Annotated in this window: 12 protein-coding genes and 1 tRNA gene; 4 read left to right on the plus strand and 9 right to left on the minus strand. The window is 66.6% G+C overall.

From position 1 onward, the window contains the following. Nucleotides 1-86: 86 nt before the first annotated feature. Nucleotides 87-1,025, minus strand: a complete 939-nt coding sequence (locus BWQ92_RS04005; RefSeq protein ID WP_076798394.1) for a Bax inhibitor-1/YccA family protein — start codon at nucleotides 1,023-1,025, stop codon at nucleotides 87-89. 355 nt (nucleotides 1,026-1,380) lie between these two features. Here BWQ92_RS04005 and BWQ92_RS04010 point away from each other — a divergent pair, with 355 nt between their 5' ends. From BWQ92_RS04010 to BWQ92_RS04025, 4 genes are read left to right on the plus strand one after another with little or no spacing between them, the layout of a single operon-like run. Next, nucleotides 1,381-2,676 carry a branched-chain amino acid ABC transporter permease gene (locus BWQ92_RS04010; protein ID WP_076803499.1) on the plus strand — a complete coding sequence of 432 codons (1,296 nt, stop codon included), beginning with the start codon at nucleotides 1,381-1,383 and terminating at the stop codon, nucleotides 2,674-2,676. A gap of 9 nt (nucleotides 2,677-2,685) precedes the next feature. Then, nucleotides 2,686-3,654 (plus strand): branched-chain amino acid ABC transporter permease, encoded by a 969-nt coding sequence (locus tag BWQ92_RS04015; RefSeq protein WP_076798395.1) that lies wholly within the window; start codon nucleotides 2,686-2,688, stop codon nucleotides 3,652-3,654. Further along, nucleotides 3,651-4,682, plus strand: coding sequence for an ABC transporter ATP-binding protein (locus BWQ92_RS04020; RefSeq protein ID WP_076798396.1), 1,032 nt, complete (start codon nucleotides 3,651-3,653; stop codon nucleotides 4,680-4,682). Before BWQ92_RS04015 ends, BWQ92_RS04020 begins: the two co-directional genes overlap by 4 nt. Next, nucleotides 4,679-5,449, plus strand: coding sequence for an ABC transporter ATP-binding protein (locus BWQ92_RS04025; protein WP_076798397.1), 771 nt, complete (start codon nucleotides 4,679-4,681; stop codon nucleotides 5,447-5,449). The genes BWQ92_RS04020 and BWQ92_RS04025 overlap by 4 nt, the downstream gene beginning before the upstream one ends. 70 nt (nucleotides 5,450-5,519) lie before the next feature. Here the strand turns inward: BWQ92_RS04025 and BWQ92_RS04030 are convergent, their stop codons facing one another. The 8 genes from BWQ92_RS04030 to BWQ92_RS04065 all read right to left on the minus strand — a co-directional run bounded on the left by BWQ92_RS04030 (nucleotide 5,520) and on the right by BWQ92_RS04065 (nucleotide 13,656). After that, nucleotides 5,520-6,866 carry an ABC transporter substrate-binding protein gene (locus BWQ92_RS04030; RefSeq protein WP_076798398.1) on the minus strand — a complete coding sequence of 449 codons (1,347 nt, stop codon included), beginning with the start codon at nucleotides 6,864-6,866 and terminating at the stop codon, nucleotides 5,520-5,522. 173 nt (nucleotides 6,867-7,039) lie between these two features. Then, a tRNA-Leu gene (locus BWQ92_RS04035) sits at nucleotides 7,040-7,113 on the minus strand. A gap of 20 nt (nucleotides 7,114-7,133) precedes the next feature. Continuing rightward, nucleotides 7,134-8,084, minus strand: a complete 951-nt coding sequence (locus BWQ92_RS04040; protein ID WP_076798399.1) for an N-acetyltransferase — start codon at nucleotides 8,082-8,084, stop codon at nucleotides 7,134-7,136. 99 nt (nucleotides 8,085-8,183) lie between these two features. Beyond that, entirely contained in the window at nucleotides 8,184-9,665 is a 1,482-nt protein-coding gene (locus BWQ92_RS04045) for an NAD(P)/FAD-dependent oxidoreductase (protein ID WP_076798400.1), read from the minus strand. 34 nt (nucleotides 9,666-9,699) lie between these two features. Then, nucleotides 9,700-11,094, minus strand: a complete 1,395-nt coding sequence (locus BWQ92_RS04050) for a S8 family serine peptidase (protein WP_076798401.1) — start codon at nucleotides 11,092-11,094, stop codon at nucleotides 9,700-9,702. 19 nt (nucleotides 11,095-11,113) lie between these two features. Next, a complete protein-coding gene (locus BWQ92_RS04055) occupies nucleotides 11,114-12,070 on the minus strand; it encodes a Ppx/GppA phosphatase family protein (protein ID WP_076798402.1) in 957 nt (318 codons plus the stop codon). After that, nucleotides 12,067-12,762: a DUF501 domain-containing protein gene (locus BWQ92_RS04060; RefSeq protein ID WP_172411759.1), complete on the minus strand. Its 696-nt coding sequence runs from the start codon at nucleotides 12,760-12,762 to the stop codon at nucleotides 12,067-12,069. The genes BWQ92_RS04055 and BWQ92_RS04060 overlap by 4 nt, the downstream gene beginning before the upstream one ends. Nucleotides 12,763-12,837: 75 nt before the next feature. Continuing rightward, nucleotides 12,838-13,656 carry an FtsB family cell division protein gene (locus BWQ92_RS04065; RefSeq protein WP_076798404.1) on the minus strand — a complete coding sequence of 273 codons (819 nt, stop codon included), beginning with the start codon at nucleotides 13,654-13,656 and terminating at the stop codon, nucleotides 12,838-12,840. Nucleotides 13,657-13,707 lie beyond the last annotated feature (51 nt).

A 13,707-nucleotide genomic window follows, 5' to 3' on the forward strand; every position in this document is an offset into this window, starting at 1 on the left:
CAGTCTTGACGCGAAAGTGGGGCCCCGCCGGTTGGCGGGGCCCCACTTCATGCTACTGAGGAACGACGGCGGCAGCCGCTATGTGCCTATTCTTCCCCGCCGCGGAGGATCGCCAGCAGGCGGATGATTTCCACGTACAGCCACACGAGCGTGACGGTGAGGCCGAAGGCGGCGGTCCAGGAGAAGCGCTCCGGCGCTCCGGCGCGGACGCCGGCCTCGATGCTGGTGAAGTCCATGATCAGCGAGAAGGCGGCGAGGCCGATCGCGAGCAGGCCGATAAAGACGCCCAGCGGGATGCCGAAGATCTCAACGCTCGTGCGCAGGCCGAAGGGTGAATCCACCGCGCCGGTCCACATCATGATCATGTTGATCAAGGCGAACACCGCGTAGCCGATGACCGCGATCATGAAGAAGCGCATTGCCTTGGGCGTGGCGCGGACCTTGCCGCTCTTGAAGAGCACCAGGGTCACGGCGAACACGGACAGCGTGCCGATGACCGCCTGCAGGCCGACGCCCGGGTACATCCCGTCGAGGATGCGGGTCAGGCCTCCGAGGAAGAAGCCCTCGAGCGCGGCGTAGGCCAGGATGAGGGCCGGCGAGGGCTGCTTCTTGAACGTGTTGACCAGGGCCAGGACAAAGCCGCCCAGCGCGCCCACGATCATGAGCATGCTGGCGAGCGACAGGCTCACCGTCAGGGTGACGGCCGCGCCAACCACTACCGCCGCGAGGCAGATGGCGGTCTTGACGATGACGTCGTCGAAGGTCATCCGTCCGGTTTCGGCGGGGCCGGCCGCCGGCCGGTTGTACATCTGCTGCAGCTGGTCGTTGGTCATGTTCTGCTGCTGCGACATCCAGCCGGACTGGGCGTCCATGACCGAGCCGGGAGCGCGGCCCTGGCCGTACTGCGGCTGGCCGAACTGGTTCTGGCCGTAGTGGTTCTGGCCGTACGCCTGCGGGACAGGCGGTGCCTGGGTGGCTTCACGGAAATTCTTTCCGTTGAAGATCGGGTTTCCGCCAAGTGCCATTGCGGGTGTCCTCCGTCTAGGGGGTTGAGTGTTGGTTCTAAAGCTCACGCTATCAATTCCTACGCACTAACGGCAGGGAAAGTTCCGCTGTGGCAGCGGACTTTTCAGTTGTTACCGGATCGCTATCTGATGGTCAGCTCCGCCCGCGATGTTTGTACTGCCCGCGCTGTACGATAAGCGGGTCAGGGTGACGGATATCACAGCTGGTCAAGCCCGCTTCACCAGCAGGAACTCTCTTCCGTCCGCCGCCCTCCGTTCGCAGCGGCTGCAACGAAGCAGCCGCAACCACCCCCACGTGGAGGTTTTCAATTTGAGACGCACACCGAGAGGGCTGCCTATCCGGCGGCCGGCCGGGCTGCTGAAGGTATGGGGGGCCATTGCCTCCGCCGTCGTGGCACTTCTGCTGGTCGCAGCACCGGCATCGCAGGCAGGCACTCCAGCTCCGACACCACCCCCGTCGAACCAGCAGTTCCAGAACAGCATCAGCGGCTTCCTCCGCGACGATACCCGGCGTCCCCTCGAAGGCGTCAAGATCACCGCCAAGAGCGGCGACTTCACCGGCGAGGCAACCTCGGGCGCCAACGGGTCCTGGCGGATTGGCGTTCCCACCCAGGGCACCTACGAAATCGAACTGGACGAGTCAACGCTTCCGGAGGGCATCACGCTCGCCGAGGGCCAGTCGAATCCCCGCAACGTCACGTTCAGCCAGACGTCAAACCTCTCGGTCATCTTCGCCTTCGGCAAGGGCATCGTGGTGCAGCAGCAGGACTTCGGCCAGAACCTCCTCAACCGGCTTGTGGCCGGCCTTAGCTTCGGCCTGCTGCTGGCCCTTGCCTCGGTGGGCCTGTCCCTGATCTTCGGCACCACCGGGCTCACCAACTTTGCGCACGGCGAGATGGTGACGCTCGGCGCCGTGCTGGTCTTCGGATTCAGCGCCCTGAACCTGCCCTTCTGGCTGGCCATCATCCTGGCCCTGCTCGGCGGCGGACTCCTTGGCTATGTGCAGGACACCGGGCTGTGGCGCCCGCTGCGGCGCCGCGGCACGGGCCTGGTGCCCATGATGATTGTCAGCATCGGATTGGCCCTGGCGGTCCGCTACATCATCCAGTTCTACTTCGGCGGGGCCACGCAGCAGCTGCCCTTCGCGCAGAGCGCCGAAATCCAGATCGGCCCGGTCTCCATCTCCCCCAACAACCTGTGGTCCCTGGTCATCAGCGCCATCGTGATCGCCCTCCTGGGCATCGTGCTGCTGAAGACCAGGCTCGGCAAGGCGACCCGCGCGGTGGCCGACAACCCCGCCCTGGCCGCCGCTTCCGGCATCGACGTCGACGGCGTCATCCGCCTGGTCTGGATCGTGGGCGGTGTCCTGGCCTCCCTGGGCGGCATCCTCTGGGCCTACTACCGCCCGGGCGTCACCTTCGACATGGGCTCGCAGATCCTGCTGCTCATCTTCGCAGGCGTGACCCTTGGCGGCCTCGGCACCGTTTTCGGCGCCCTCGTCGGGTCCATCATCGTCGGCATCTTCGTCGAACTGACCACAGTGTTCGGCCTCGCGGCCGACCTCAAATACGTGGGAGCACTCTTCATCATGATCGTTGTCCTCTTGTTCCGGCCCCAGGGCATCCTGGGCCGCCGCGAGCGCGTGGGTTAGGAGACAGCCATGGACTTTGGATTTATCCTTGCCAGCGCTGCTGGGGAACTTTTCAGCCCGACGACGGCGGCCTACGCCCTCGCGGCGCTCGGCCTCGCCGTGCATTTCGGCTACTCGGGCCTGCTGAACTTCGGCCAGGCCGGCTTCATGGCGGTGGGCGCCTACGGCTTCGCCATCTCGACCCTCAGCTTCCGGGTGCCCTTCTTCGTGGGGCTGCTGATCGCCGTCGTCTGCTCGGTGCTCTTTGCGCTGGTGCTGGGCATTCCCACGCTCCGCCTGCGGGCCGACTACCTGGCCATCGTTACCATCGCCGCAGCGGAAATCGTGCGCTACGTCGTCACCACCAACCAGCTCACGTCCGTGACCGGTTCCGCCAATGGGCTTGCCGCCTTCGAAGGCGGGTTCTATTCGATGAACCCGTTCCCTGAGGGCTCCTATTTCGGCATGAACAACCGGGACTTCTTCATCCGGGTGGTGGGCTGGGGACTCGTGGCGGTCGGCTGCGTCCTTGTCTGGCTCCTGATGCGCAGCCCTTGGGGCCGCGTCCTGAAAGGCATCCGCGAGGACGAGAACGCGGTGCGTTCACTCGGCAAGAACGTGTACGCCCACAAGATGCAGGCACTCGTGATCGGCGGCATCTTCGGTGCGCTGGCCGGAATGATCTTCACGCTCCCCCGGGGCGCCGTGCAGCCGGCCAACTACGGCACCGAGCTGACGTTCTTCCTGTGGACCTGCCTGCTGCTGGGCGGCATGGCAACAGTCCTCGGGCCGGTGATCGGCGCCATGATCTTCTGGGTGGTCCTGTCCCTCACGCAGGGCGTTCTGTACGGTCTCATCGAATCCGGCGCGGTGACCTGGCTGACCACGGTCCAGGCCGGTCAGCTGCGCTACATCCTGGTGGGCATCGCCCTGATGCTGCTGATGATCTTCAGGCCACAGGGTGTCTTTGGCAACAAGAAGGAGCTGGCGTTCGCATGAGCAAGCACAGCGAGGAAGCAATGGAAGAGGGCGTCGACTACATGACGGACACCCGTCCGATCGCCGTCGGGGAAAACACCCCCGGCTGCAAGAAGCGGGACCCGATCGTCGTCGCCGAAAACGTCACCCGCAGCTTCGGGGGCATCAACGCCGTCGACGTCGACTACCTGGAGATTCCGCGGCACAAGATCACCGCCCTGATCGGCCCCAACGGGGCCGGCAAGACCACCCTGTTCAACCTGCTCACCGGCTTCGATACGCCGAACTCGGGCAAGTGGCAGTTCGAGGGCCAGAGCATCGCCGGGGTGTCCTCCTACAAGGTGGCGCGGATGGGCATGGTGCGAACCTTCCAGCTCACCAAGGTCATGGGCAAGCTCACCGTCATGGAGAACATGCGGCTCGGCGCGTCCAACCAGCCGGGTGAAAGGCTGTCCAAGGCCCTGTTCAAGAACATCTGGGGCGGCCGGGAGAAGGAGATCACCGAGCACGCCAACGTCCTGCTGGAGAAGTTCAAGCTCGACACCAAGAAGGACGACTACGCGGCCTCGCTGTCCGGTGGCCAGCGCAAGCTGCTGGAGATGGCGCGTTCCCTGATGGTCCGTCCCAAACTGGTGATGCTGGACGAACCGATGGCAGGGGTCAACCCGGCACTGACGCAGTCGCTGCTGGACCACATCAAAAACCTGAAGTCCGAGGGCATGACCGTCCTCTTCGTGGAACACGACATGCACATGGTCCGGCACATCGCCGACTGGGTGGTGGTCATGGCCGAAGGGAAGATCGTGGCCGAGGGCCCCCCGGGCGAGGTCATGAAGGACCCCGCCGTCATCGACGCCTACCTGGGCGCCCACCACGACGTCGATCTTGGCGACACCGAGGGCATTCGGGAGCTGGAGCAGGAACTGGCGGCGGATGAGGAGTCCATCGTCGGCACCGAGAATGCGGGCATCATCGCCGTGGACGCTGTGGCACCTGACCTCCGGCCCGGCGGATCATCTGCCATCCCCACAGACAAGGACAAGGAATGAGTGCCACGAGCCCGGCCCCGGCCGCAAACAGCGCAGCAGAGGACGGCGTCGTCGTCAAAGTCACGGACCTGGTGGCCGGCTACCTCCCCGGCGTCAACATCCTCAACGGGTGCAGCATCGAGGCCCGGAAGGGCGAGCTGATCGGCATTATCGGCCCGAACGGGGCCGGCAAGTCCACCCTGCTGAAGGCCATGTTCGGGCTGGTCAAGGTGCACTCCGGGTCCGTCGTGGTCCGGGGCCGTGACCTCACGGGACTGAAGGCCAACAAGCTGGTGACCCAGGGCGTCGGATTCGTGCCGCAGACCAACAACGTCTTCGCCACGCTGACCATCGAGGAAAACATGCAGATGGGCATGTTCCAGCGTCCCAAGGACTTCGCCGAGCGCTTCGACTTCGTCACCAGCCTGTTCCCTGAACTCGGCAAACGCCGGGCGCAGCGTGCAGGGTCCCTGTCCGGCGGCGAGCGGCAGATGGTGGCGATGGGGCGGGCCCTGATGATGGAACCGGCGGTGCTGCTGCTGGACGAGCCCTCGGCAGGCCTCTCCCCCGTCAAGCAGGACGAGACGTTCCTGCGGGTGCACGAGATCAACCGGGCCGGCGTGTCCGTCATCATGGTGGAACAGAACGCCCGCCGCTGCCTGCAGATCTGCGACCGCGGCTACGTCCTGGACCAGGGCAGGGACGCGTACACCGGCACCGGCCGCGAGCTCATGAAGGACCCCAAGGTCATCCAGCTGTACCTCGGCACGCTGGCGGACGAGCACTAGCCCCGCCAAGCACCACAGAGAAGCCCCCGTCCGGCTGGACGGGGGCTTCTCTGTGCGGTGGGAAGCGGCTTTACAGCTTGCCGAATTCTTCCCTGGCCGGCGTGTACTTGTTGTCGTCCTGGTACTCGTAGATGCCGATGAAGGCTTCCGTCGGGTCACCGGCCTCGGAGAAGGTCACCGGACCGGACTGGCCGTCGTAGTCGATGTCCTTGCCATTGCGGAGCAGCGTGACGCAGGACGGGAAGTCCGTGCACTTCTCGCCGCCCTCGGAGACTGCCTTGAGCTGCTTGGCGATCTCCGCGCCCTTAGTGCTCTTGGCGGCCTCTGATGCCAGCGAAATCAGGTTGACGGCGTCGTAGGACTCGCCGGCGTAGCTGTAGTCCTTCAGGGCCGGGTCGATGGCGAGGAGCTCCTTCTTGAAGTCCTCCTTGGCGAAGGTGCCGGGGATGGTTCCCTGCGCGCCCTTCAGCGTTCCGGCCTTGAAGTCCTTGCTGTAGTCGGACGTGTTGCCATCCACCATGAACAGCTGGGTGGGCTTGATGCCCTTGCCGGTCAGCAGCGGAACGATGCTCTTGGCCTGGTCGAAGGTGATCAGCGCAATGGCATCCGGCTTCGCGGCGATGACCTTGTCCACCTGGCTGCTGAACTGCGAGTCACCCTCGTTGAAGAGTTCCTCGGCCACAACCTGGCCGCCGGCTGCCTCAAAGGCGGCCTTGATGTTCTTCTGCAGGCCCGTGCCGTAGGCATCGTTCAGGACGATCATGCCCACGGTCTGGGCACCACAGGTGGCCATGTAGTTACCCAGCACCTTGCCCTGCAGGACGTCCGACGGAGCGGTGCGCCAGTACAGGCCCTTGTCATCCCAGGTGGTGAAGTCGGGCGAGGTGTTGGCCGGCGAGAACTGGACCACGCCCGCGCCGGTGATCTGGTTGATCACGGTCTTGGACACGCCCGAGGAGGCGGCGCCGATGATGGCGCTGACACCCTGGCCGAGGAGTGCCGTGGTGGACTGCGTGGCGATGTCCGTCTTGGTGTCGCCGGAATCGCGGTGGACCACCTGGATCGGCTTGCCGAGCACGCCGCCGGCGTCGTTGACTTCCTTGACACCAAGGTTAACACCGGCGATTTCGGGTGGGCCAAGGAACGCCAGCGACCCCGTCGTCGGCAGAAGCGATCCAAGTTTCAGCGGTGTGGGGGTGGTGGTGGTCGCAGCCGGCACGTCGCCGGTCTGTGTTGCAGTACTGGTTGCCCCGGCCGTGGCACTGGGTGCAGGGCACGCGATGCCGCCTGCCGCTGCGGTGGTTTCGGTCGCGCTTGGGGTGGAGCCGCCACCACAAGCCGTGGCCAGAAGGGCGACGCCGAGGCTAAGCGCTGTGAGCTTAGCGACCCTGGGCGCCGCCTGGGGGAGTGAAATCATTGAGAATCTCCTCGATCCAAAGGTGCGTACGGCCTTTGATGCGATTTGTGGTCAGGGGTTCCTGAGCTAAATTCAAGCTAATCCAATTCGTGCAGGAACATAAGTGACTAAGGTCACATCCTCATAACACTCGTTGCATATTGGAACACCGGCGGCGCCGAGGAGAAAGCTAGTACCCCAGGTGGGACTCGAACCCACAACACGCGGATTTTAAGTCCGCTGCCTCTGCCAATTGGGCTACTGGGGCGCCCGGTCAATGGTATCGCCTCAGAGGGCGGCCAAGGGCCCCGCGTACCGGAATGTGCCGTGGACTCCTCCTGGCCACAGGGCGAGGGGCAGGAACTGGAAGTGGTCGCCCCACTTGGCATCGGGCGCCTGAACTCCCAGGGACGACGCCGGGACAAAGCCGAACCGGGGGTAATAGTCGGTGGATCCGAGCAGCGCGATGCCCTTCTCCCCTGCTGCGTTGGCGCGGATGACTGTTTCGCGCATGAGGGCCGAGCCGATGCCGTGGCGCTGCAGCCGGGGCGTCACGCAAATGGGCCCGAGGCCCAGGAGCTCGAGGTCCTCCACCCACGCCCGGGTGCTGATCACGTGGCCGACGATTTCGCCGTCGAGTTCGGCGACGATGCTGAACTCCGGCAGATACTCCTCGGCAACGAACAGCTCGCGCAGGACCTTGACCTCAACAGGCTCCCCCTCGACGGGCAGTCCGGTGACGGGGGAAACGGCGAAGGCTTCGGCGGCCAGGGCGAGGAGGGCCTCACGGTCGCCCGGTTCTTCGCTGCGCAGCATCACTTCCCGCACCGGCTCCGGCTCGGGGGCGTTGGCGGCCGCGAGCTCGGCCAGGACTTCCAGCGCCCGCGCCGAATCGGCCACGGGGACCAGGAGATGATCGTGGTGGAAGCCGGCTAGAACGTTGCAGCTGATCCGGGCCTGGGTCAGCGCCTTGCTCACAGCCGCGGTCAGGCCCACAGCCTCCAGCGCCGAGTGGACCTCGAGGGTGATCCAGGCCGCCACGAAGTCGTAGGGCAGGTCCAGCGCGTCCGCCTCGGCCCGGGGCAGGACCACGGTGAGCCCCTCGGCTTCCCGAACGGCGGCCTCGATGTGCCCGGCGAGCGGCCTGCCATGCGGCCAGAGAACGTAGACGTACTCCCCTTTCCGGAGCACCGGATGCATCGAGGCAAGGAGAGTCTGGAGGTTCTTTTCACCCGTCATGCAGCCAGTCTAGGGGTGCGCCAGGGCACAGCCGGGAAAGCCGGGACACAACGAAGCGGCCGTTCCCCGGAAAGGGGAACGGCCGCCGTCGTTATTTTTTTACTTGGCCTCGGCCGTGACCGGGTCCTTGGCGCCGCCCTGGGCAGGGGCGGCGGACTTCTCAGCCGGAGCCTTTTCGACCGGAGCCGGCGCGGCGGGGGCCGCGGGCTTGGGCGCCGGGGTGGCAGCGGCCACGAAGGCGCCGCGCGGGTTGTCCAGGTCCAGCAGCTGCGTGGTGTCGCGGCCTGCGAAGAAGCTCAGGATCCAGTTGAAGACCACCCGGAACTTGCGCTCGAACGTCGGCATTGCCATGCCGTGGTAGCCGCGGTGTGCCAGCCAGGCGAGAGGGCCTTTGAGCCCGATGCGGCCGAACAGGTTGATGTTGGCAACGCCCTTCCACTCACCGAAGCCGGCCACAGCACCGAGGTTCTTGTGCTTGTAGTCAACGAGCGGCTTGTCCCAGCGGGAAGCCCACAGGTTCTTGGCGAGGCGCTTGGCCTGGCGCAGCGCGTGCTGGGCGTTGGGGACGCAGGTGCCGTCCGGGAGGCCGCCACCCGACAGGTCGGGAACTGCGGCGATGTCGCCGGCAGCCCATGCGTTGTCGATGATGCCCTCGTCACCCCCGATGCGCAGGTCCGGCAGGACGCGGACGCGGCCGCGCGGCTCCAGCGGGAAGTCGGTGGAGCGGACCATCGGGTTGGCCTGGACACCGGCGGTCCACACGAGGGTGTCGGTCTCGAATTCCTGGGCCGGCGTCTTGTCCGGCAGGTTGATGAGCTTGAGGGAGCCCTCGGCATTGTCCAGCGAGGTGTTCAGCAGGACCTCGATGCCGCGGCTGCGGAGGTGCTCCACAACCCACTCGGCCTGCGGCGCGGTGACCTCGGGCATGATGCGGCCCATGGCCTCGACGAGGACGAAGCGGACTTCCTCCTGCTTGACGCGCGGGTTGTTGCGGACCGCGGCGCGGGCGAGGTCTTCCATTTCGGTGATGCACTCGATGCCGGCGAAGCCGCCACCCACCACCACGAAGGTCAGGGCACGGGCGCGTTCAGCGGGGTCCGTCATGGTGGAACCGCGCTCGATGCGGTCGAGGACCTTGTTGCGCAGCGCAACGGCTTCCTCGATGGTCTTCAGGCCGATGCCCTTGTCCGCCAGGCCCTTGATCGGGAACGTGCGGGTGATGGCGCCGGCGGCAAGCACGACGTCGAAGTACGGGACCTCGAAGTTCTCGCCGCCGTCAGCCGGGGCAACCACTGCCGTGCGGTTGGCGTGGTCGATGGAGAGGACGCGGCCCTGGATGAGCTCGGTCTGCTTGAGGTGCTGGCGGTGCGAGACCACTGCGTGGCGGGCCTCGATGTTTCCGCCGGCAACTTCCGGCAGGAAGGGCTGGTAGGTCATGTAGGGCAGCGGATCGACGACGGTGACGATGCCGCCTGCGTTCGCGATCTTCTTCTGCAGTTTGAGGGCTACGTAGAGGCCGACGTACCCGCCGCCGACGACGAGCACACGCGGACGATCCTGGAGCTGTGGGGTGGTTGCCATAGCTCCAGAGTACAGTACTTTGTGAAAATCTTCACTAACTGGTGCGGTCGGCCCGGTCCACCCTTGTCAGCGTATCGGTGTCCGGCTCCTCTGGACCGCCGCCTGATGCCCGGTAGGCGCGGCGCAGCTGCACCGCTCCTGCCACAATGATGGCTACAAAAAGCGCACCGAAACCGATGACCACGGCCGCGGGCAGCGCACTGTCCAGCTGCGACGGAGGCACGGCCACCGGCACGGTCGCCGAGGGCAGCGTGGCCTGCGCGGCGGGCGCCGTGGACGAGGGCTCGGGAGCGGGCGTAGCGAGGTTGCCGCGCCGGTGGACGCGGATCCAGTCCGCGATGGAACCCAGCGGGTTTGCTTTCGTTTCTGCGACGTCTTCCTTGAGCGCCGCCTCCGCGTTGAGGACGCCGAAGCCGTACAGCGGGTCCTTGCCGGGCGCGCCTTCGTCCTTGGCAGTGGAGACAATCCTGTTGATGACCTGCTCGGCGCTCATCTCCGGCCACTTGGAACGGATCAGGGCAGCAACTCCGGAGACGATGGGGGTGGCGCCGGACGTGCCGGCCCATTCCGCGTAGCTGCCGCCGGGCAGTCCGCCGGCCAGCTTCTCGGCCGGCGCGGCCACGCCGATGCTGATGCCCTGGGAGGAGGAGTCGGTGCTCGCCCGTCCGGTCCGGTCCACGCCGGCGACGGTCAGCACACCGGGGATGGTGGCCGGGGCCCCCACCTGCACGTTGCCGCCCACCCGGTTGCCGGCCGCGGCCACGATGACCACGTCCTTCTGCTCGGCGTACAGGAACGCTGCGTCCCAGCTTTGCGGCCACTCCGGCGAGGTGCTTCCCAGCGAAATATTGATGACCTTGGCGCCGTTGTCTACGGCCCAGCGCACAGCCTCCGGGATCTGGTCCTGGTCGCTCTTGCCACCCGGGTTGGGTGATCCGAGCCAGGTGGAGACGGAAAGGATCTGGGCTTCAGGGGCCACGCCCATGATGCCGTCCGGCCTGCCCTTGGCTGCTGCAGTGGCGCTCGGCGAAGGCTTGGCGCTGGCCGTGGCCTTCTTCGGCGGCTGGTGCCCGCGGCCCGCGAGCATGGTGGCCACGAGGGTGCCGTGCTCGGGCTTGGCGCCGATGCTCTTCTCACCGTCGGGATCGCCGGCGCCGGAGACGTCGTGGCCGCCGGCCAGCACGCCCTTGAGGTCAGGATGGTTGCCGTCGACACCGCTGTCGATCACCGCCACCTTCACGTTGGCGCCCTTGGAGACCTCCCACGCCTTGGTGATGCCGGCTTCCTTGAGCCAGTATTCCCTGTCCCGCCAGGAGTCGGCCTGCGCGGCCGGGGCGGTGGCGACGGCGGACGCGGCGATGCCGCCGGCAAGCACCGCGGACAGAAGGGCCGAGACCGTCCGGCGCAGCCGGGCTGTTGCTCTGGTCATTCAGGATCCAATACTTGGTTTAGCTTTGTGCCGCGGCACTCAGGGCAATTCCGTCCAGAATATCGTGCTCGCTGGCCGTGGCCGTAATGATGCGTCCGGCGCTGAGCTCGCCCATCCGGGTAAGGATGCGCCGCCAGACCAAGGCACCGGCTCCGATGACGTCCACCCGGCCGGGATGCATGTAGGGCAGTTCCGCCCGCTGGGCCCGCGGCATCTGCAGCAGGTCGGTGGCGGCGGCCTGTACGGCGGCAATGGACAGTTCGGCGCCGTGGATGGCTGCCGGCAGGTATTCGGGCAGCCTGAGCGCGTGCGCCGTGATGGTGGTGATGGAACCGGCAACCCCGACGACGGCGGTGCTGCGTTCCAGCGGAACGTCCAGTCGCGCTTCGGCGATGGCGGCGTCGACGTCGGCCTCCGCGGCGGCGATCTGTTCGGCCGTGGGCGGGTCCGCCGTGAGGTGGCGTTCGGTCAGCCGGACGCAGCCGATGTCCACGGAGCGGGCGGCGATCACGCCATTGGCGTCGCCGAGCACGAACTCGGTGCTGCCGCCGCCCAAATCCACCACCAGGACCTTGTCCTCGGCCGAGATCGGCAGCACGCTGCTGGCGCCGGCAAAGGACAGCGCGGCTTCCTCGTCGCCGGTAATCACCTCGGGCTCCACGCCGATGAGGTTCCTGATGCCGTCCACGAACAACTGGCGGTTCCGGGCGTCCCGGCTGGCGGACGTGGCCACGAAACGGACCTTCCGGGCCTGGTACTCGCGGATGAGCTCGGCGTAGTCAGCCGTGGCGGCGAAGGTGCGCTCCAGCGCCTCGGGCGCCAATTCACCGGTGGCGTCCACTCCCTGGCCGAGCCGCACTACCCGCATTTCGCGCACGATATCGGTGAGCCTGGTGGCCCCGTTGCTGTGGTCAATGTCGGCGATGAGGAGTCGGATGGAATTGGTTCCGCAGTCGATGGCGGCCACCCGGGTCATGCGCCTGCCTCCGTGTTTCGGGACTCCGTCGTGCTTTCGTCGGTCTTGGATTTGCGGACGGGCGCCGGGCGGCCGACGATCTCCGGCAGTCCCTGCGGGCCATGGCGGCTGAGGTCCCTGGACGGCGCCTCGCCGGCCGTGTCCCAGGCACCCTCGCAGTAGCAGCGGTCAGCGGTCCACCATTCGCTGATGGCTGCGATGGCCTCGTCGCCCAGCGGGTTCACACCGGGACCGGCGGCCAGCGAGTGTCCCACCAGGACGTGCAGGCATTTGACGCGGGTGGGCATCCCGCCCGCGGAGACGCCGTCGATCTCCGGGACGTCGCCGATCCCGGACCGCGCACCGATGTCGGCACGGGCAGCCAGATAGGCCTCGTGGGCTTTCCGGTAGGAGGAAGCGAGGGAGTCGTCCGCGGCGAGCCGGTCGTTCATGTCGTTCATGAGGCCGCCGGCTTCAAGCCGCGAGACCGCCGACGTGATGACGGGGTGGGTCAGGTAGAACGTGGTGGGGAAGGGCGTCCCGTTGCTCAGGCGCGGGGATGTTGCCGCCACCAGGGGGTTCCCGCAGACGCAGCGCGCCGGGATTTCCACCACGTCACGCACCGGCCTTCCAAGCTGGCGGCTGAGCACATCGAGGTCCTGCGCTGATGGCTGCCGGGATTCACCGGGGGCGGTTGCCGTGTTGTCGTCCACTGGCGTGGCCGTCCTTCCTGCCCGGATCTGGCTGCCCCGGCATTCCGGTAGGCAGTCCCGCGGCGGGCGCCGCTCCTAGTCTGTCGCCGAGCGCTTGATGGAGTCCCAGAGGGAATCCACCCAGGGCACATCGGCGGGGTCTTGTCTTTCTGCTGCACTGGGCTGGCTGCCTGTTGCGCCGGCCGGCAGGTCGCTGCCGAACACCCAGTAGCCGGTCTCTCCCGGCATAACCATGTTAATGCGGTCCCGTGCCTGCTGCTTGACGTAGTTCGGGTCCTGCCATCGGGACACCTGCCGTTTGAGGTTGTCCTGCTCCGCCTTGCGGTCTGCGATGTCCGATTCCAGGGCCGCAATTTCGGCCCGCTTGTCGATGAAGATCTTCACGGTGGGGGCCAGCATGATGGTGATGGCCACCATCACCACGGCCAGCGCCAGCATCCGCCCGGAGAACGCCTTCGCAGGTACGGGGTCGAGGTTGTCGTCCTCGGCGGGGACGGCTGAAGAACCGGACTTCGTGCGGCTGCTGCCAGATTTTCCGGCTGCCGTGCTGCCTGTCCTGCCGGCGCGGGCTGTTACGCCGGTTCCAGTTGATGCGCCGGTTCCAGTTGATGCGCCGGCCTTTGATCCTGCGCCCTTGCTGCCGGCGCCTGTTGAACCGGTGCTGTTAGTCCCTTTAGTCCCCGCGCCGGTTTTAGTCCCTGTCCCGGCCTTCGTCCCAGGGGCGCCGGGCCTGCCCTCGGCCCGCGTCCCGTGTCCCGTCCCGGCGTCATGCGTGGCGTGCGCGGAGCGGGAAGCGCCAAAGTCCGCCTGGATGACGTCTCCCCCGGCCGATCCGGCGGCGGACTGCTGTGCTGGTGGGGTCACCCTGGGAACTTTGGGACGGCGGGTAGCCATGACACTCCTGTAACGTGTGGCGCCAAAAACAAAACCGGTGGCTATGGTCTT

Source organism: Arthrobacter sp. QXT-31 (assembly GCF_001969265.1).
In the GTDB taxonomy this organism is placed as follows: Bacteria; Actinomycetota; Actinomycetes; order Actinomycetales; family Micrococcaceae; genus Arthrobacter.